Genomic DNA, 19,571 nt, shown 5'->3' with positions numbered 1-19,571 from the left:
CCTACCGGGGACGAAGTGCGCCCTCAATGTCAGGTTATTATGCGCTTAATTTCTCTACTTTCTCTTGACATAGCACACCTAAAGGAATCTAAAAACGTAGAACAGGAGTTATTGCGATTAGAGGGAACAGCAAGGGACATCCTACAAGGAAACTACAAAGACTGTGGTGTTGAAGAAATTGAAGTTAAAGCCACGGAAGTTGGCCAGCAAACACTTGAAGAGTGGTATAAAGCGTCATTAACACCCATATTGGTAACAGAAACATTCAGAATTAAAGTTTCTGGAGGCTATGAAATACGTTGTAAAGACTGGTGTGCGTTTGTCGCTGCAGTACCCGCATATTGGCTATATGAAGTTTATAAAGCTCATGGAGCTAAATTGTTCTCAGCTAATATACGCGACTACCTGGGAAGCAGGCGCAGTGATAGGAATATTAACAACGGAATTAAGGAGACCGCAAAATCTGATCCAGGCCACTTTTGGGTTTTCAACAACGGCCTTACAGGACTTGTTAATGACTTTCATGTAGAAGAAGAGAATCCGAAAACACTGGTCATTAAAGGCCTTTCTATAGTTAACGGGGCACAGACAACAGGGGCTATTGGATCATTACCAAATCCCCCAAAGGATGAGGCGATGGTTCCTGCTCGCTTTGTCAAATGCGATAACCAAGAAACCATCCAATCAATTATAAAATATAACAACAGCCAAAACAGGGTTGAGGCGGCAGACTTCCGTAGTAACGATGCTGTACAGGGAAGACTCTGCGAAGAGTTTAAAAAAATACCCAATGCCACTTACCTCGGGGGGAGAAGAGGTGGAGTTCAGGATACTATCTCCCGCCAGCCAAACTTAGTACCATCGAATACTGTTGCGCAGGCCTTAGCAGCATTTCACCAAGACCCGGTTACAGCATACAATGAGAAATCCAATATCTGGTCATCAGACAAGCTATACTCAACATATTTTAATGAAGGAACACATGCCGAACACATAGTATTTGCATACTCACTACTCCGTTGTATAGAAAACAAGAAATCCGACCTAAAAGCTGCAGAACGATCAGGGCAACCCATGACTGATGAGCAAAAAAAGCATCTTGGTTTCCTACGGCACAGGGGAGCTACGCTGTTATTTGTGGCGGCAGTGGCTAAGTGTTTAGAAACCTTCTGTGGTCAAAAAATCCCAAACCTATTCCGCTTGTCTTTTGGTCAGTTATCACCTCGAGATGCAGCCGAACGATGGGCTTCCATTGTTGACGCTACCATTCCATTTTGTGGGTGCCTGATACCGGCTGTGGAAAATGGGCTTAAAAGTAAAGAAAAGGTTACCGAAGTGACAGACCTGTTTAAGGCATTTGTTGAACAGAGCAAGGTTGTGATGCAAACGCATTATAGTAAATTTGCTGAGCACGTCGTTATAGATTAATAAGTCAGTACAATGGCTACTTCAAAGTAAGCGTAAAATAACCCCCACCATACAACTTAGGTGGGGGCTCAAACCAACTTAATTATTAACCCGGCAAAGTTGAGGCAAAGAAGTGGACCACGGTAGCAGCTCATCCAAGGCATTTTTATCGCCAGTATCCAGATTGGGAAGTCTTTCAAAGAGATAACCTAGGTACTGGAGGGGGTTCAACCCGTTTTCCTTGGCTGTCTCTATGATGCTGTAGGTGATGGCGCTGGCTTTGGCACCCCGCGGGGTGTTGGCGAATAACCAGTTCTTACGGCCGATGACGAAGGGCTTGATGGAGCGTTCGCTACGGTTGTTATCAAGCTCCAGGCGCCCATCCTGTAAAAAGGCGGTGAGTTTATCCCACTGGCCCAGGCAGTAGTTAATCGCCTGGCCGAAGGCGCTTTTGGGCAGCACCTGGGCTTTCTGGCTTTTAAGCCACGCCAAAAAGGCGTCCAGCAGGGGTTGGCTGCGCACCTGGCGGATTTGATAGCGTTCTTCTGGTGTTTTATCTTTCAGGTCCCGCTCGATGGCAAAGAGCCGGTTGCAGTATTCCAGCCCCTCCCGGGCGGCTACGGCTTTGTTGCGTTTATCTTCCGGCAGGGCCTTTAAGGCTTCGTCAAACTTGCGTCGGGCGTGGGCCCAGCAGCCGACCAGGGTGACATTGGCGAGTTCATTGTAGCCGGCATAGCCGTCGACGTGTAAATAGCCTTTAAAACCTGCCAGGAACCGGCGGGGGTGTTTGCTGGCCCTGGTGGTCTGGTAGTCGTAAAGGATGATGGGGGGGCCATCCCGCCCGGTACGATAAAGCCAGAGGAATGACTTGGTGGTAGCTTCCCTTCCCGGTTCTCTAAGTACCTGCAGGGTCGTCTCGTCGGCATGGAGGATATCTTTTTTAAGCAGGTATTCATGGAGACGGTCATAAATAGGCGTTAACCAGGTGTTCGCCCCGTGGAGAACCCAGTTGGCCAGGGTCTGCCGGGAGAGTTCAATCCCCAAACCTTTAAACTGCTGCTCCTGGCGGTAGAGGGGTAACCTCGCCCCGTATTTCTGGGTCATAATGTAGGCCAGGAGGGAAGGGGATACGGGGCTCCCGGGAAGTACGGGGGCCGGCATAGGTGCCGTGACAACGGGAGTACTTATCTCTTCCTTCTCGCAATTGCGGCAGGCATAGACGTAGCGCACATGTTTAACCACTTTTACCTGGGCCGGGATTATTTTGAGTTCCTGCTGTACCTCGGTGCTCATTTCGTGTAAAGGACCACCGCAGTGCGGGCAGACCTGCTCTTCCTCCGGCAGGCGGTACTCGACCGTCTCAACCGGCAGGTTATCCAGCACCATCTCCCGGCGGCCGCGCTCTTTACGGCGCTGGTAGGTGATGGTCTCCAAAGCCGGTTCAGCTGCAGCCGGCCGGGCTGCCACTTCCGCTTCATTAAAAAAGCATAAGCTGCTGGTGTTCCGAAGCGGTCCGTTCACTGGAAACACCAAATTGCCGCTTTTTACTTAAACGGAACTGCTCCATAAACCAATTTAACTTAGCGGTCAGTTCGGCGTTCTCCCGTTCCAGCTGAAGGTAGCGGCTTTGCAGCTCTTCTATGGTCATGGCAGCAATAGATTGCGAAGTGTTCATGCTTTAATGATTCGACGAATCGCGTCGAATTCCTCTAGAATCAACCACAAACAGAAAATATTTCTTTCTGGTGCTTTATATCCTACATTTCGCACCCTTGGATACAATTATCAATGTTTTCTTGGGGCACTAAAAAATACTTTTACCCGCCACCGCGAGGTGGGAAAAGGTAAATTTCCTTGCCGAAACCAGCAAGTTCAAGGGCTCTAATCACCTCCGACCCGTGATAGTTGATTAACGCCCGGTCCGAACCCTGTTTAACTACCAGGAGATAATCAAACATCTCCAGGAGTGCCCGTGCTGTAGGGTTAGTACTCTTACGTTTCCCCGGCAGGATTAAGGGGGACTCCTCTTGCTCCAGATTTTTTCTTACCCGATACTCCAGGTAAGCTGCCACCAGAAGGGCTAACTGGAAAACAAACGACATGGCTTCTACCCGGTTCTTATTCTTAAGGAAGATGGGCCTCAGGAGGATCGGCTGTTTTAAGAAACGGAACTGCCTCTCAACAGCGTTCTGTTCCTTATTCTCCTTGAGCACCGCCCGGTCGGGGTAAGCTTTGGTATCCATGAGATTGGTAATGAGGACAAAGGTGGAAGCCAGGTCTTTTTCATGGGCCATTGCTTCCCGGTCTTCCTCTATCTGGATATGGGCATGGTAAACGACTGTGTTCTGGGGCTGCTCTCCTTTTTTGGGCCGCCCAGGTCGGGCGTAGTTGCTCATTATTTCTTCAGCGACTGTGCCCTTTAGGATGAAAGGTTGGTGGCGGTATTCCCTTAAGAAGAGTTCCAGGGCTTTTTGGGCGTCGGCTTCACAGGCGAAAGGGCGCCGGGAAAGCTCCCGGGCGGCCTTTTCCATAACTTCTCTTTGCTTGGTCCACTTTTTCAAGAGACTATTCTTTTTACGTTTATCCAGGGTTGTGGAGTGGACCACGATTAACCGGAATTCATGACCGTCTATTTCCCGCACAAAGCTCTGGCTTTTATAGCAGGGAGCATCTTTCTTTGGGCTTAGTTTTCCGTTCTCCTGCCAGGTGCCGGTTCGGAAGGCTTCGGCCTTAATCTCCTCGTTAAGGCCGAAGTTCTCCGGTAACAGGGAGATAAACTGGAGGGCGGGTTTGTTATCTTCCTCTTGCATCAAAAGAGCCAGGTTATCCTTAGTTACCAGGGCGCAGTCCGCCACGAAGATAATCTCTTTAAGCTTTTCCGGGCTGAAGTTCTGAACCAATTCCTCAATAACCTGAGGATATCAGGACTTATCACTCGTATTGCCGTCCAGGCTCTGACCTAAAATGGGTAACCCGTCCTTGTTTACGGTTAAGCCGATGATAAACTGCTTGAGGTCCGGGCGATGATCTTTGCTAAAACCGAAGGTGATATCTAAATCTCCTTCGCCCTCATAGGCTCCCTGCACGGAAATGGAGGTAGTATCTACATGGATGCCCTCGATGGACACATCATGGGTAGCGGCGGCGGTTAAGGCAATGCTGGAAAACAACTTCTTCAGCTGGCCGCTGGCGAAGAGTTTATCCAGGGCCCGGCCCAGGGCGTCGTCGTTAAAATCTCCAGGCCGGACCTGTTGCTCAGCTCCAAACAAGACCTCCAGGTCCTGGTTCTCATAAAAGCGCTCCACATGAAAGAGGGCCTCCCGGTCTACCAAGAGATTAATGATCAGCGCCTTAACCCGTGTACCCGGGGAAAGATGGCATTGGACCGGGTCCCAGTCGACTACGGAATCAATAATTTCAGCTATCTTCAGGACATCACACATCCTGGCGATAAGGGCTGCGGCACCGGCCCGGAAGAAACGCATATTATCGATGGCTACAGGCATCGAACATTCCTCCAGAATTCTCTTAGAGGAATGATTCGATACTGAATTAGAAATTCCTGGTTAGAAGATTCTCTCTACTTTTATTTCCTTCTGTACCCTATAAAAATTATTTTTGGGTTGCTCACAGGGTGCGGAAGATGGGTTATACTTCTGCAGCCAGTACCATAACTGCCGGGGGCTAATGCCCTCATGGGTGGCACACCATTCTCTGACGCTCTGCCCGCTCATCTTATATTCGGCTATCCGGGTTGCCCATAGTTCCTGCAGTTCGGCTTTGGTCATATATATAATCTCCCTCCTTGGTATTCTTGTGGGAGATTATCCTATAAATCTTGCTTCGGTTCCAGGTGGGTTGTGTTTGACGCTTACTTACTTATGGTTAACCGGACCAGGGCAAGCCGCACCCGAAGGACCAGCCTGCTGCGACCGCCGGGACGGATCAAACGGCGATGCCGGACAGGGCGTGACGGCCGGGACGCCCGCGAGTTGAGGCTGACGCGGCCGGTTCATGAAAAAGCCCCGGTGCCCTCTTAAACGAGGGTCCGGGGCTTTTCATTGTCGGTACGATCAAGTTATTGCTGGACGGAAGGCGTCGACGGCGTCGGGCGAATCTTCCCTCCATGGCCGCCGAACTTACCAAAATGGGTCAGATCCATCTGCTCCAGTCTGGATAAAATCTTATTTTCAGTATCCTGGGTCATCTGGCCCTGGGCCACTTTCTGGTCCAGGGTCTGCTTTTCCTGGGCCACCAGCTTCTCCTTTAGCTGGTCCAGGGTCATGCCCTTTTCTTGCGCTATGTCCGCCAGGGTCTTACCGTTTTTCAACTCGCCGTTGAAGTCGGCCGGGCTCATGCCAAGCACGGAAGCCAGATTGGCGATGTCGCCGAAACCACCGGCAGGTGCCTTGGCTTTCCCGCCAAATTGCCCGAAGAAAAATCCTAACTTGTTATTGCCGTTCTCAATGGCTTGCTTGATCTGATCTGCCCTGTCCTGAGGAATTACGCCCTTGCTTACCGCCTCATCCACAGTTTCAATTGCCGATTGCTTAAAAGCCTGCTCGAGCTGGCTCACGTTAACCCCTAGGTTGGCCGCCAGGCGGGATATGAAAAACTGCTGCATCTCCCCGGCGTTTTGCCCCGGCGTTGTCGTGTTAGCGGCCACCGCCGCCCCGACCCCCAGGGCCAGAACCAGCACCAGGGCCACGACCCCAGCGATCCACTTTTTGCTTTTCAGTTTAAACATCACGAACCCCCCTTAATGATAGTTTTTGTTTGCAGGTTAATTGTATCATCTTCATGAGACTTTAACCTTAAAATTAGTTAAGAATTCAGGGCTGTTGTCGACTCCTTGGAACACCAGGGTATGGTATCCCCAAGGTGCCATCATCGTCGTTATTGGCCTGGGGGGATTTATTGCCTCCCTGCTTGCCATTTTAGCCTGTTGTCTTAGTTTTTTGACCCCTAATATTTGTCGCCTGTGGCCCGGGTTTCCCATCCTGCAGGACTACCGGCCGCTATACCATATTCCCCGGGCCACCCTTGAGGGTCATGGTTGTGCCAGCGGCATGGGCCTCGCTCCTACTAACGGTAGGGCTGAAAAGCTCCTCGACGTCCGGCCGCTCCTCCCGGTCGACCTTAATGGCGATAAAATCCTCGTTGAGGATGGCGGCCACTTCTTCATCGTTGAAGGATTCCCGGGCCATGACATGGCACCAGTGGCAGGTGGAATAACCGATGGATAGAAACACTGGCTTATCCTCCTGCCGGGCCCGGGCGAAGGCCGCTTCCCCCCAGGGGTACCAGTCGACGGGATTGTAGGCGTGCTGCAGCAGGTAGGGGCTTTTTTCCTGGATTAAACGGTTGGGCCGGCGTTGTGGGGGCATGGGCTCACCTTCCTCGGGGGTTATTTTACCCTGCCAGGTAGCAGATCATGAAGGGCGATAACAATTTTGGGAGCAGGCTTGGCACTCCCCTGTAATTGATAATTTTTGCCTTACTACCTTATCCCCCTCCGGACGACTTTCGATCCCTTTGCTGCCCGGAGCATAAAGGCAAGTAGAACCAGCAAGCAGGCAAAAGAGCAATATATTTAACCTGATAGTTAATTTTTTTCTCGTGTTGAAGGAGGATTCAAAGGCTAATTGTCGAACTACCTCGCAAAGTGCAGGTGGATGCCCGAAAAAACCAGCATTTTTGTTGTTCGGGAATGTGAAAGAGGTAATTAGCATGAAGACCCTATTCCTGGTGGCTATATTAGCGGTAGTATGGTTTTTAAGCATAATCGGCGTGCTGGGCGGGAAGATATCTTACTACTGGCATTACCGGCGGGAGAGGCAACAGGCTTTCTTGCCCACCGGCAACGTCGAACCGGCCGAGGGTAATTCCTCTACAAATTTATCTACAGCCGTGGCACCAGGAGCAGCGGGCGCTGGGGTTGACGCGGGGGTTGATAAGGTTGCGGGAAATATCTTCCCGGGAACTTTCGGCGTTCAGCCTCGTTCCGACAGTGATACTTCAGGAAATCCCCGGGCTTCGGGGCAATAACGGCCGATTAAGGAAACCGGTTGAGTAGAAGGGCAGCTGAAAACAAAAGGGAGGATGTTTTCATAGACCCCTATACCCATGGGTGGTAACGGAAAAGGGCGTAAAGTAGTGATGCCGGGTTATTTCCGGAGGATTTGCCGCTATTCATAGTACCCTGCCTACAAAATCTAATAAATTATTTATTGACACCATTTGTGAATATATGTTAAACTGGCCTTGTGAGGAGGAAGGAGATAGTGGCAAGCTTCCTTCCTCTAATTATAACCCCTTGCTACCCTGGCAGGGTATCCTGTAAGGTATTGCCAGGATAAGGCGGGGGGTATGAACAACGCAGAGAGATATCAGGAAGGGGGGAACAGTTTCCGGGTTGCAAGGCTTGCTAGCTGGAGCAAAGAAGCTGTGACAAAGTTTCTCTGCGGAAGGAAGGTTTAGATTAAGGCATGGCAAAATTACTGGAATATCAGGGGAAGGAATGGCTCCGGAAGGCCGGTTTACCGGTGCCCGTGGGCCGGGCGGCCTCATCGCCGGAAGAAGCCTACCAGATCGCCGGTGAGATCGGTAAACCTGTGGCCGTCAAGGCCCAGGTCCAGGCCGGCGGCCGGGGTAAATCCGGAGCGGTAAAGTTAGTTAACACCCCCGAAGAAGCCCGGGCCGCGGCGGCAGCCATCCTGGGCACCGAGATCAAGGGGTACCCGGTCCGGCAGGTGCTGGTAGAAGAAAAACTGGCTATCGCCCACGAGTATTACGTAACCATAATCGTTAATTCCGCCCGGGACGCCAGGTGCCCTATGCTGATGTTTAGTACCGAAGGCGGCATGGATATTGAGAGTGTTCCCGAAGAAAAGATCTTTCGTCTCTATATTAACCCCCTGGAGGGCCTGGAAGTCTACGACGCCGTAGATATGCTGGTCAAGGCCGGCATTCCCAATGACCACCTCCTGGATTTCGCCAACTTCCTGGTCAAATTTTGGGGCGCTTACCGTAAGTACGATTGCTTTACCCTGGAGACCAACCCCCTGGTCATGACGGCCAGCGGGGAGCTTTACGCCGCCGACTGCAAAATGGACGTTGATAACAGCAGCGTTTACCGCCACCCGGAAATGGGCATCGAGATTGCCCGCGACCTGGGCCATGAACCGACGGAACTAGACGTCCTGGGCTGGGGCATTGAAAAGACTGACCTTCGGGGTTCGGGCTTTGTCATGAGCATGGGCTTCGATGAAAAGAGCCCCGGCTATATTGGCTACCATCCCATTGGCGGTGGTTCGGCCATGATGGGTATGGACGCCTTGAATAACGTCAACCTGAAACCCGCCAACTACGCCGACACCAGCGGCAATCCCGTCGCTTCGAAAATCTACCGTGTCGCCAAAGTAGTCCTCTCCCAGCCAAACATCGACGGCTACCTCTTGGGCGGCTTCATGATGGCCAACCAGGAGCAGTGGCACCACGCCCATGCGGTGGTAAAAGTCCTGCGGGAAGTTCTCCCCCAGAAGCCGGGCTTACCCTGTGTTCTCCTCCTGTGTGGTAATAAAGAAGAGGAATCCCTGGCTATCCTGCGCGAAGGTTTAAAGGACGTTCCCGGTGCTACCAGAGTAGAGATCTATGGCCGCGAACACGTTACCGATACGGACTTCATCGGCCAGAGGCTGCTGGCTCTGGTCAAGGAATATCAAGAAGAGAAGCGAAAGTAGGGGAAAGCCGTGCTTGAATTCCTGGAAAGAAGCATCAAAGTCACCATTGACACTAGCAAGTGCCAGGAGTGCGAAAGTAAAGCCTGCATTGCTGCCTGCCAGAAATTTGCCCGGGGCATATTGCAGCTGCAGGATGGGATTCCCTCGGTGGCGCACCTGTCCGAAGATGAGGTTAAACGCCGGGGGACGGAATGCCTGGCCTGCGAATATGAGTGCTGGTTCCGCGGTAAGAGCGCGATCAAGATTGACGTTCCGGTTAAGGGTCTGGATGAGTACCTGCGTAAGCGCGAACTGGCCTGATCGCTATACCAAGGAAAGAATGAAGAGGGATTAAAATGGGGATTTTAATTGACAGGAAGACGACGGTGGTAGTTCAGGGCATCACCGGCCGGGAGGGTTCCCTGCGGGCGGCCTATATGAAGGAGTACGGCACCAAAGTGGTAGCCGGGACAAGCCCTGGGAAGGGTGGTCAGACCGTTGCCGGGATCCCCGTTTATCACACCGTCAAACAGGCAGTATACGAGCACGGGCCTATTGACTTCAGCGTCATCTTTGTTCCCGGCCGCGCGTTGAAGGCGGCAGTAAAGGAAGCCGCTGATGCTGGCATCAAAAACATCGTTCCCTGTGTCGAGTCGGTACCCATTCACGACATCATGGATATGGTCGCCTACTGCCGGCTGAAGGGCGTCCGGCTCATTGGTCCGGGATCCATCGGCATCATTACCCCCGGGGAGGCCGTCGTCGGCTGGCTGGGCGGTAATGTCGGCTGGGCCAACACCTTCTTTGAACCCGGACCCATCGGTGTCTTCTCCCGGAGTGGCGGCCAGTCGGGGACCATACCCTGGGTCCTCAAGGAAGGCGGCTTCGGCGTCAGCACCGTTGTCCACACCGGCACCGAACCCGTCCTGGGAACCTCCATGGCTGACCTGCTACCACTCTTTGAGGCCGACCCCCAGACCAAGGGCGTAGCCGTATTCTCGGAGATCGGCGGTACCCAGGAAGAGGAGTGTGCCGAAGTCATCGCCTCCGGCGGGTTCACCAAACCCTTCGTTATCTATGTCGCCGGTGCCTGGGCACCCGAGGGCCAGCGGTTCTCCCACGCCTCCAGCATTGTGGAGCGGGGCCGGGGTTCCGCTAAAAGCAAAATGGAAGCCATCAGAAAGGCCGGCGGTTATGTAGCCATGACGCCGACCGACATCCCGCGTATCCTTAAAGAAGTTGTCAAAGACTAGGAGGTCTTTATAATGGCTGTAATGCGCTCCATTCTCTATGTTCCTGGGAACAACCCCAAGATGGTGGCCAAAGCCCCCAGCTTCCCCGCCGACATCATCACCCTGGACCTGGAAGACTCGGTCCCGCCGGCGGAGAAGGAGAATGCCCGCAACATAATCAAGGAGAACATCAAGGCTGTTGGCGCCAACGGCTCCGAAGTCTACGTGCGGATCAATAACTGGGAAACGGAAATGACCAATGACGACCTGGAAGCCGTTGTTGTCGAAGGCCTGGCCGGTGTCACCCTGGCCAAAACGGGGCACCCGGACAACGTTAAACGTCTGGACTGGAAACTGGAAGAGCTGGAACGCCGCCGGGGCCTGCCCATCGGCAGCATTAAAGTATCCCTTCTCCTGGAGACCGCCAAGGGTATCATCAACGCCTACGAGTCTTGTATCGCCAGCCCGCGGGTAGTCAGCGCCATCTTTGGGGCCGTCGACTATTGTAAAGACATGCGGGTTAAACTGACCTCCGAAGCCACCGAACAGGCTTACGCCCGCGCCCATATGGCCGTGGCCGCCCGGGCCGCCGGGATAGTCGCCATCGACGCTCCCTTCGTGGCCTTCCAGGATATGGAGGCCTTTGAGAAGAACATCCGTGAAGGCCGCCAGATGGGTTACGAAGGCCGCATGATTATCCATCCGGGACAAATTGAAATCTGCAATCGCCTCTATGCCCCCGACCCCGCCGACGTGGAGTGGGCTCGCGGCGTAGTCAAGGTCTTTGAAGAAGAAGGCATAGCCAAAGGTAAAGCCGCTGTCTCCTACAACGGCAAGATGGTCGATACGCCGGTCTATTTGAACGCCAAGGACATCCTGGCCGCCCAGGCCGAGATTGACGCCAAAAACGCAGCCATGAAGAAAGACTGACGTTTATTTGCCGGTAGGGGCCAGTCCCGCCTAGCCGGGTAACTGGCCCCGGTTTATATAAGAATGAGGAGGCGAAGTAATTATATGGATATTCGGGAAAGGGCCCTGCAGCTGCACAAGGAATGGCAGGGTAAAATCGAGACCGGGGCGCGGGTGCCGGTTCGTAATGCCGATGATCTAACCATGGCCTACACCCCGGGGGTAGCCGAACCCTGCAAGGAGATCCATAAGGATCCTAAATTACTCGACGTCTACACCCGGCACTGGAACCTGGTAGCTGTAGTATCCGACGGCTCGGCCGTCCTGGGTTTGGGGAACATCGGCGCCCGGGCTGCCATGCCCGTCATGGAAGGTAAGAGCGTGCTGTTTAAATCCTTTGCCGGCGTGGATGCCTTCCCCATCTGCATCGACTCCCAGGACGTCGATGAAATCGTCCGCACTGTCCAGCTCCTGACGCCTACCTTTGGCGGTGTCAACCTGGAGGACATCGCCGCACCCCGCTGTTTTGAGATCGAACGACGCCTCAAGGAAACCACAGACATACCAATCTTCCATGACGACCAGCATGGTACGGCTGTAGTGGTCCTGAGCGCCATAATTAACGCCTGCAAGATTACTAACCGCGAATTGTCTGACCTGAAAGTGGTTATTAACGGCGCCGGCGCGGCCGGTATTGCCTGTGGTAAACTCCTCCTCGATGTAGGGGTCCAGGACGTGATTCTCTGCGATTCTAAAGGTATCGTTTCCTCAAAACGCAGCGACCTTAACGCCATCAAGAAAGAAATGCTCAAGGTCACCAATAAGGAGGACCGCTCCGGTACCCTGGCAGATGCCATGGTCGGGGCCAACTGCTTTATTGGCGTTTCCGTCAAGGACGCTGTGACCCCGGAGATGGTTCGCTCCATGGGTAAAGACGCTATCCTCTTTGCCATGGCCAACCCGGTGCCGGAGATCCTCCCCGACGTCGCCCGGGCCGCCGGCGCTGCCGTGGTTGGTACGGGCCGGAGCGACTTCCCCAACCAGGTGAACAACGTCCTGGGCTTCCCCGGCATCTTCCGCGGCGCCCTGGATGTCAAAGCCTCCGATATCAATGAGGCCATGAAGATTGCCGCCGCCCACGCCCTGGCTGACCTGGTGGGCGACAGGCTTTCACCCGAATTTGTCATGCCCGAGGCCTTTGATCCCCGGGTGGCCCCGGTGGTGGCCGCCGCCGTAGCCCGGGCCGCCGTGGCGAGCGGTGTGGCCCGAGAACCTAAAGATCCCGAATGGGTAAAGCGCCATACGGAGGATCTCATTGCCAGGTAACAGGTTCATCCTGAGATTAGGGTAACAGTAAATACCAGCCTGTATTACAGGTAAAAACCCCCGGAGAAAGTCCGGGGGGTTTTTTATGCCTGATACTTATTTGGCTATGGTCCCGGTAGTGACTGCGGCGGCCGGCTACCACGCCCTGTGGCCTTATGCAGGGTGACCCCTATTTCCCCGCCAGCATTCCAGGAATTACCTATATAGGCTTTACCGGCAGAAGTAGTACCATATAGGGGCCGCGCCCCAGGGCTTATTTTCCAGCCACCTGCCGGAAAACGGTCCCCCGGGCCAGGGCGATATTCGCACCGGCGCCGGTGGCCACCGTGATCCGGTAGACCCCGGTGCGGCGGGTACGGTGTTCCTCTTCCGCTGTAGCGATGAGATGCGTCCCTGGATGGGCCGGGACCAGGTAGTTAATGGTGACTGTCAGGGCCACGGCCGGGTCGCCGTGGGAATTGCTGGCCAGGCCCAGGGCGGTGTCGGCCAGGGTAAAGAGAGCGCCACCGTGGCCAATACCGTGGAAGTTGACCATATTATCCTGCAGTTTCATGGCCACCCGGGCGTAGCCGGGGGCCAGCTCCAGGAGTTCAATGCCCAGGGAACGGGGGAAGGTATCCCGGGCAAATTTTTCTTTGATCCCTTCCAGCTCATCCATTCCAGTTATCCCCTTTCCGCCAGCCCCCTACCTCAACCGGTATTTTTATAGTTCGCTGGTGGAGGCGCCAGTTCCCATGGGCGTTCCCCAGCTTATTCCAGGCGACTGGCGATAATGTGATAGGTTTTCCCGTCGCTGTCGCCGCGACTCTGGTAGTCCAGGCCGTGGTTGTCCAGGAGTTCCAGCAGCATGTCGGCCTGGTGGGCGTCGGCGGCTTCCATAGTTATGGTCAATTGGTCGCCGGGATGAAGGCGCGGCAGGGTATCCTTAACCCGGGCCAGGTCTTTATGGGTAATGGCTGGACCCATGCGCAGGGAGATGTCTGGCATAAGAGGCCTCCTTTGCAGCAGCTATTTTAGTTTCCCGCAGGGAGGCCTTTTTCATGCTGCCGTTATTTCTGCAGCAGGGTTACCAGCCGCACCAGGCGTTCGGCAGCGTCGGCCAGCAGGGGGGCGGCATTCTCCAGGCAGTAGCTTAAAGGTACCGGCCGGGGGACGATGCTCATAAAGCCCTGGATGCCGTGCTCGTAGACGGCGTCGGCCCCGGCGCCGATGGAACCCACCAGGGCGACGACCGGGATGCCATATTTCCCGGCAATGCCGGCCACCCCGGCCGGGACCTTGCCGTAGGCCGTTTGACGGTTAATCTCCCCTTCCCCGGTGATGACCAGGTCGGCGCCGGCAGCCAGGATGCCATCCAGGTCCACCGCCTCCATGACCAGATCGATACCCCGGCGCAGGGTTGCTCCCAGGAAGGCCACCAGGCCGGCGCCCAGGCCGCCGGCGGCGCCGGCACCAGGGAGGTCTTTAACCTCTACCTGCAGGTCCCGGGCGACGATATCTGCCAGGCAGGCCAGGGCGGCATCCAGGCGGGGCACCATCTCCGGCGTGGCGCCCTTCTGGGGCCCGTAGACTACCGAGGCCCCCCGGGGGCCGCAGAGGGGATTATCAACATCGCAGGCTACCAGGATCTCCACTTTTTTCACCCGCGGGTCCAGGCCCGTCATATCGATACGCTCCAGGTGTTCCAGGCCGGCGGCCCCCGGGGCTATTTCCTGGCCCTGGGCATCCAGGAGCTTTACCCCCAGGGCCTGGGCCATACCGGCCCCACCGTCATTGGTGGCGCTGCCGCCGATACCGACAATGAGCTTGCGGCAGCCGGCTTCCAGGGCCCGGCGGATTAATTCCCCCGTGCCGTAAGTGGTGGTAACCATGGGGTTACGTTTCTCCCGGGGTACCAGGGGCAGGCCGGAAGCCTGGGCCATCTCCACCACGGCGGTGCTGCCGTCCCCCAGGAGGCCCCAGACCGCCTGGACCGGCTCCCCCAGGGGACCGGTGACGGTGGCGGTTATTTCCCGGCCGCCGGTAGCGGCCACCAGGGTGGTGGTCAGGCCTTCACCACCATCGGCCATGGGTACGGCCACGGTTTCGGCCCGGGGTAATACGCGCTTAAGACCTGCTGCTATGGCCGCGGCTACTTCCGGGGCCGATAAACTCTCTTTAAAGGAATCAGGGGCAATGATAATACGGTGCATCTTTCCACTTTACCTCCAATCACAAAAGGCTTGCTTTAAGTATTCGCTGGGAAAATAAAAATACCTACTGCTTTGATCCTTGACACACAAAAAAGGGCTAACTATAATTGAGAGAGAAAGAGGCAATACTTTTCCTAAACCTTCGTTAGGTGAGGCTTCTGCATAGACAGACGCCACTGCCCGGAAACGTCGAAAGACGCCAATGGGTCAACAGGTATTACCGGCTTAAGGTTTTACCTAATGTGGCTGAGAAAACTCTCTAGCTATGCATGTGCCAAAGCTCAACGAGTGGGGGTAAAAAGGTTTATTTTGTCTTCCCCCACGGGAAGACTTTTTAATTGGTTGGGAGGTGAGTCCAGTGAACCGGGTAACCAATCTAGCCCTGACCATGATTGTGGCTGCCCTTTTAATCTCCTTCGCCTACTTTGCCTACCAGGGCCACCGGGCGCTGAGCCTGGCGGGGGGGACGGAGGTCGTTACCAGCATCGGCGTCCTGCCGTACTATGCCTTCCGTTCTTTCCTGCGCATGCTGGGGGCTTATATCTTATCCCTCCTTTTTACCCTTACTTATGGCTATAAAGCCGGGACCGATACCCGGGCCGAACGCTGGCTGATCCCCATCCTGGATATCCTGCAGTCGGTGCCCATCCTGGGCTTCTTCCCGGCGGCCGTTTACTTCTTTGTCTCCCTCTTCCAGGGCCGTCTGGTAGGCGTAGAACTGGCCTCGATTTTTCTTATCTTTACCAGCCAGGCCTGGAATATGACCTTCGGTTTCTACGAGTCCCTGACTACCATCCCCCAGGATCTCCAAGAAGCCACCGTAGCTTACCGGGTCAACGGCTGGCGCCGTTTCCGCACCCTTTACCTGCCGGCGGGCATTCCTAAACTAGTATATAACAGCATCATGTCCTGGGCCGGGGGCTGGTACTTCCTTATTGCCGCTGAAATTATCGCCATCGGCCCGGTGGAGTACTCCCTGCCGGGACTGGGCAGCTACCTGATCCGGACGACGGAAAAAGGGGAGCTGGGCCTGACCCTGGCCGGCCTCCTGACCCTGGTGGCTTTAATCACCATGATGAATATCTTCATCTGGCGGCCCCTCTCCACCTGGGCGGAAAACTTTAAATACGAGTTTGGTAGCGGCGGCGGTACCCGCCAGCCTGAAGGCTGGGGCTATCGCCTGTGGTGGCAGGCTCCTGGTTTTCGGGAGGTCCGGATCGGCGTAGTTAAGGGCTGGGCCTTCCTGGCCCGGGCCGGGTCCGGTTTGGTCAAGGGCCTGGCTCCGGAGCCGGAAAAATGGCGGCAGTGGTGCCGTTACCTGGGGTGGTTGCGGCGCCTGGGGGCCTGGGTCTTGGGCCTGTTCCTGGTCTATGCCCTGGTCCGGGGCCTGCTGGCCCTGGGCACCCTTTTCCTGGAACCCTGGCAGCCCCAGGTCTTAAGTATTCCGAAAGCCATGCTGTTTTCTTTCCTCCGCTTGCTGGCAGCCTACCTGATCTCCCTGGCCTGGACCTTGCCGGTGGCCATCTGGATCGGGCACAACGAGCGGGCAAACGAGCTGTTGACCCCGGTTTTTGAGATTCTGGCCTCCGTTCCGGCTACGGCCCTGTTTCCCATTATCGTGTTTATCCTGGTGGGCTTGACGGGGGGCATGAACCTGGCGGCCGTTTTACTGGTTTTGACCGGTATGCAGTGGTACCTGCTCTTTAACCTCATTGCCGGGGTGAAGAGCATCCCCGGTGACCTGAAGGAAGCGGCGGCAGCCTTCGGCCTGCGGGGGTCCATCTACCTGCGGCGGGTGGTCCTACCGGCCCTGGTCCCCTCCCTGATTACCGGCAGTATTACTGCCTGGGGCGGGGGCTGGAACGCCCTGATCGTCGCCGAATATGTCGTCTACGCCGGGCAGACCTATGCAGCCTTCGGCATCGGCTCCTTGCTGGATGCGGCTACCTACGGCAGCGGCAACTTCCAGCTGATCTGGTCCAGCCTCATTGCCATGATGGTGACCATCGTGCTCATGAACCGGTTCCTCTGGCGGCGGCTCTACGAAATGGCCGCCCAGAAGTTTAAAATAGAAGCCTAAAGGAGGTGGCAGGGATGGCCCTGCTGGAAGTCAACCATGTCTTTAAGACTTACACCGACGCCAACCGCTCGCTGACGGTCCTTGATGATATCTCTTTTAGCATCGCCAAGGGAGAATTTGTTTGCTTGGTAGGGCCCTCCGGTTCCGGCAAGAGTACCCTCCTGCGGATGGTCGCCGGCTTGATCCAGCCTTCCCAGGGGGAAATCTTTTACCGGGGGCAGCAGGTCAAGGGCGTTATGGATAAAATGGCCATGGTCTTCCAGTCTTTCGCCCTGCTGCCCTGGCTGACGGTCATGGGTAACGTCGCCTTGGGACTGGAGGCTAAAGGTATCCCCCGGGAAGAGCGGGAGGCCCTGGCCAATAAATATATTGATAAGGTCGGCCTGGATGGTTTCGAAGAAGCCTACCCCCGGGAGCTTTCGGGGGGCATGAAACAGCGGGTAGGCATTGCCCGCGCCCTAACTATGGAACCGGAACTCCTGTGCATGGATGAACCCTTTTCCGCCCTGGACGCCTTTACGGCCCAGAACCTGCGGGAGGAGGTCCTGGACCTGTGGCTGGACTTCTCGCTACCGGTCAAATCGGTCCTCATGGTGACCCACGGCATTGAGGAAGCCGTCTTTATGGCCGACCGGGTAATCATCCTCTCGAAAAGGCCGGCCCGGGTCCTGGCCGACGTCAAGGTAGACCTGCCCCGGCCGCGCAATATGAAGGATGAAGCCTTCGCCCGGGTGACGGATAAGATCTACTCGCTGCTGTTTTAGTTCCGGGCGGGATTTAACCATCGCCTCCGCCGCGGCTGGCAGAATGCTTGGCTTCTGGCGGGTGGGGCGGTTTTCAGTAGCAAGCAAAAGCGGGCAGCGCTGCTGGCATCTACCGACCGGTTTTGCACACCTGTTTCTGGCGCCGGATCTCTACGGCAGCGTGGTCAAATTTCCCGGGTAGGGGTGCCCGGGGTTTTTTTACCCGTACCAGGACCTCCTCCACCGGGAAACCGGCCAGGATGCCATCAGCAAGGGCCGTTGCCAGGGCTTCCAGGAGTTTAAAGGATCTCCCGGTAACGATTTCCCGGACCAGGCAGTAGATCTCCCCATAGTTTACGGTGGCCTCCAGGTTGTCGCTTCTTCCGGCCGGCTCCAGGTCCAGGAAAAGCTCAAGATCAACAATAAAGGGTTGCCCCAACTGGCGCTCGGCCGGGTGGTAACCATGGAAACCATAAAACTCCATACCGGCGAGGATAATTTTGTCCTGGTGCAAAGGAGTCTCCCCTTTACTATTCATTTTTCCCGTTCGCTGGCGGCGTTACCCCCATGAGGGAATCCCGTTCACCTCCGCCTCGCCACGGCTTCGCGCAAGTATCTAGCGCCTCGAACCAAACCACCCTCCGCCTGTACCCGCCAGCCTATCCTGTTGAAAGGCAAAGGTGACGGGGTCAGGTGGGTTGTCATTGGCCTTCTGATGTCATTGCCCCCGGATAAGGGACATGGCTTCTGCCCGGGCGGCCTGGTCGCGGAGGAACAGGCCCCGGACGGCGGAGGTAATGGTTAAAGCGCCTGGTTTTTTAATACCCCGCATGCTCATGCACAGGTGCTCGGCCTCGATCACGACCACCACACCGTAAGGGTTTAATTTTTCCATGATAATATCGGCGATCTGGGAGGTTAAACGCTCCTGCACCTGGGGTCGCCGGGCAGCGGTATCTACTACCCGGGCGAGTTTACTTAAACCGGTAATCTTTCCCCTGGGGATGTAGGCTACATGGGCTTTGCCCAGGAAGGGTAGAAAGTGGTGCTCGCAGGTGGAGTAGAGGGGGATATCCTTTACCAACACTAGTTCCTCATGATGCTCGTCGAAGACAACTGTTAATTCTTCGCCCGGGTCGCGCTTAAGGCCGGCAAAGATTTCTTCATACATATCGGCTATGCGGCGGGGTGTTTCTCGCAGACCTTCCCGGTCCGGGTCCTCACCGACGGCCTCGATAAGCATCCGCACCGCCCGGCGGATCTTTTCTTTGTCCATAGTCGTGCCTCCAGTTATATTTCTGGTAGCCCGTCACATAAAATATAATTCCCCGGAGAGAGAAGTTTTCCTGCTCAGGGGATCATAGAAATAGGTCATCTTGTTAATGAATTCTGTTCTAAGTTCTGGTATAATAAGATAAAATAATGGTACCTAGAAATGGTATCCAATAGGGGGTCATAGCCGCCGTGGATGTTGGACCTTTACCCCAGGTAGGTATAGGGATGGTCGTCGGTCTGCTGGAGATGTTGGACGATGCCCGGGGGAGGGAAGATATCTTTAAGCTTGCCGGTAATCTTTCCATGGAACTGGATGACATCGGCCCGGTAATCGAGGCCGCCAGGGTGCTGGGCTTTATTGAGACGACCAATGGTGACATAACCCTCACCAAACTCGGCACTAAACTTTTGAATGCCGATATAAATGAACGCAAGGATATAATCGCCGCTAGGCTCCAGGAATTACCGGCTTTTAAGGAAGTTTTACAGTTGATTAAGTCCGGGCGCGGCCAGCAGTTACGCCGGGAAGAGGTAATCAGGCGCTTTGCCCGTAGAATGTCCGACGAGGACGCTGAAATACTCTTTAAGACCGTAGTCGACTGGGGCCGCTTCGCCGAAATTATCGGTTACGATACTAAGGGCGAGTTTCTATTTCTAGATCAGGAATAGGTTATACTGGATGTAGC

Annotated in this window: 17 protein-coding genes, 3 pseudogenes and 1 riboswitch; of the genes and pseudogenes, 10 read left to right on the top strand and 10 right to left on the bottom strand. The window is 55.1% G+C overall.

Annotated features, from left to right (window positions below; all coding sequences use genetic code 11):
* The coding region (locus SDD30_RS14825) for an AIPR family protein (protein ID WP_434075710.1) at positions 1–1,428 on the top strand (1,428 nt) is incomplete at its 5' end.
* Between the two features lie 78 nt (positions 1,429–1,506).
* Here SDD30_RS14825 and tnpC read toward each other — a convergent pair.
* From tnpC to SDD30_RS14800, 5 genes and pseudogenes are all read right to left on the bottom strand, one after another.
* Positions 1,507–3,082: pseudogene (tnpC, locus tag SDD30_RS14820) on the bottom strand (IS66 family transposase).
* 142 nt (positions 3,083–3,224) lie between these two features.
* Positions 3,225–4,892 (bottom strand): annotated as a pseudogene (locus SDD30_RS14815) (IS1634 family transposase).
* A gap of 81 nt (positions 4,893–4,973) precedes the next feature.
* Positions 4,974–5,195, bottom strand: coding sequence for an IS66 family insertion sequence element accessory protein TnpA (gene tnpA / locus SDD30_RS14810; RefSeq protein ID WP_434075709.1), 222 nt, complete (start codon positions 5,193–5,195; stop codon positions 4,974–4,976).
* 290 nt (positions 5,196–5,485) lie between these two features.
* Complete coding sequence (locus tag SDD30_RS14805; RefSeq protein ID WP_434075708.1) at positions 5,486–6,154, bottom strand: hypothetical protein; 669 nt, start codon at positions 6,152–6,154, stop codon at positions 5,486–5,488.
* Between the two features lie 352 nt (positions 6,155–6,506).
* A pseudogene (locus tag SDD30_RS14800) lies at positions 6,507–6,794 on the bottom strand (DUF255 domain-containing protein); the annotation flags it as partial.
* 343 nt (positions 6,795–7,137) lie between these two features.
* Between SDD30_RS14800 and SDD30_RS14795 the strand changes: the two are divergent.
* The 6 genes from SDD30_RS14795 (at position 7,138) to SDD30_RS14770 (ending at position 12,595) form a co-directional block, all read left to right on the top strand.
* The gene (locus tag SDD30_RS14795) at positions 7,138–7,455 is read left to right on the top strand and encodes a hypothetical protein (protein ID WP_434075707.1); all 318 of its coding nucleotides are present in this window, start codon (positions 7,138–7,140) and stop codon (positions 7,453–7,455) included.
* 440 nt (positions 7,456–7,895) lie between these two features.
* Positions 7,896–9,149, top strand: a complete 1,254-nt coding sequence (locus SDD30_RS14790) for an ATP-grasp domain-containing protein (RefSeq protein WP_434075706.1) — start codon at positions 7,896–7,898, stop codon at positions 9,147–9,149.
* Positions 9,150–9,158: 9 nt separating this feature from the next.
* On the top strand, positions 9,159–9,449 hold the full coding sequence (locus tag SDD30_RS14785) for a hypothetical protein (protein WP_434075705.1): 291 nt from the start codon (positions 9,159–9,161) through the stop codon (positions 9,447–9,449).
* Between the two features lie 35 nt (positions 9,450–9,484).
* Entirely contained in the window at positions 9,485–10,381 is an 897-nt protein-coding gene (locus tag SDD30_RS14780) for a succinate--CoA ligase subunit alpha (RefSeq protein WP_434075704.1), read from the top strand.
* A gap of 12 nt (positions 10,382–10,393) precedes the next feature.
* Complete coding sequence (locus tag SDD30_RS14775; RefSeq protein WP_434075703.1) at positions 10,394–11,290, top strand: HpcH/HpaI aldolase/citrate lyase family protein; 897 nt, start codon at positions 10,394–10,396, stop codon at positions 11,288–11,290.
* Positions 11,291–11,374: 84 nt separating this feature from the next.
* Positions 11,375–12,595, top strand: a complete 1,221-nt coding sequence (locus tag SDD30_RS14770) for an NAD(P)-dependent malic enzyme (protein WP_434075702.1) — start codon at positions 11,375–11,377, stop codon at positions 12,593–12,595.
* A gap of 253 nt (positions 12,596–12,848) precedes the next feature.
* Here the strand turns inward: SDD30_RS14770 and paaI are convergent, their stop codons facing one another.
* From paaI to SDD30_RS14755, 3 genes are all read right to left on the bottom strand, one after another.
* The gene (paaI, locus tag SDD30_RS14765) at positions 12,849–13,253 is read right to left on the bottom strand and encodes a hydroxyphenylacetyl-CoA thioesterase PaaI (protein ID WP_434075701.1); all 405 of its coding nucleotides are present in this window, start codon (positions 13,251–13,253) and stop codon (positions 12,849–12,851) included.
* Between the two features lie 92 nt (positions 13,254–13,345).
* On the bottom strand, positions 13,346–13,582 hold the full coding sequence (locus SDD30_RS14760; protein WP_434075700.1) for a hypothetical protein: 237 nt from the start codon (positions 13,580–13,582) through the stop codon (positions 13,346–13,348).
* Positions 13,583–13,644: 62 nt separating this feature from the next.
* The gene (locus SDD30_RS14755; RefSeq protein ID WP_434075699.1) at positions 13,645–14,787 is read right to left on the bottom strand and encodes a glycerate kinase; all 1,143 of its coding nucleotides are present in this window, start codon (positions 14,785–14,787) and stop codon (positions 13,645–13,647) included.
* Positions 14,788–14,921: 134 nt separating this feature from the next.
* Positions 14,922–15,087, top strand: a riboswitch (M-box (ykoK) riboswitch).
* Positions 15,088–15,145: 58 nt separating this feature from the next.
* Here SDD30_RS14755 and SDD30_RS14750 point away from each other — a divergent pair.
* Together SDD30_RS14750 and SDD30_RS14745 are read left to right on the top strand one after the other, a co-directional pair.
* On the top strand, positions 15,146–16,867 hold the full coding sequence (locus SDD30_RS14750; RefSeq protein ID WP_434075698.1) for an ABC transporter permease: 1,722 nt from the start codon (positions 15,146–15,148) through the stop codon (positions 16,865–16,867).
* A gap of 14 nt (positions 16,868–16,881) precedes the next feature.
* Complete coding sequence (locus SDD30_RS14745) at positions 16,882–17,631, top strand: ABC transporter ATP-binding protein (protein ID WP_434075697.1); 750 nt, start codon at positions 16,882–16,884, stop codon at positions 17,629–17,631.
* 109 nt (positions 17,632–17,740) lie between these two features.
* On the opposite strand, the gene folB is transcribed toward SDD30_RS14745, so the two are convergent.
* Positions 17,741–18,124, bottom strand: a complete 384-nt coding sequence (gene folB, locus SDD30_RS14740) for a dihydroneopterin aldolase (RefSeq protein ID WP_434075696.1) — start codon at positions 18,122–18,124, stop codon at positions 17,741–17,743.
* Between the two features lie 204 nt (positions 18,125–18,328).
* The gene (gene folE / locus SDD30_RS14735) at positions 18,329–18,886 is read right to left on the bottom strand and encodes a GTP cyclohydrolase I FolE (RefSeq protein WP_434075695.1); all 558 of its coding nucleotides are present in this window, start codon (positions 18,884–18,886) and stop codon (positions 18,329–18,331) included.
* Between the two features lie 188 nt (positions 18,887–19,074).
* Here folE and SDD30_RS14730 point away from each other — a divergent pair, with 188 nt between their 5' ends.
* Positions 19,075–19,554, top strand: coding sequence for an AAA-associated domain-containing protein (locus tag SDD30_RS14730; protein WP_434075694.1), 480 nt, complete (start codon positions 19,075–19,077; stop codon positions 19,552–19,554).
* Positions 19,555–19,571: the final 17 nt, after the last annotated feature.

Source organism: Moorella naiadis (nom. illeg.), from assembly GCF_051020825.1.
GTDB classification, from domain to species: Bacteria; Bacillota; DSM-521; order Neomoorellales; family Neomoorellaceae; genus Neomoorella; species Neomoorella naiadis.
This window is presented reverse-complemented; position numbering and strand designations above follow the sequence as displayed.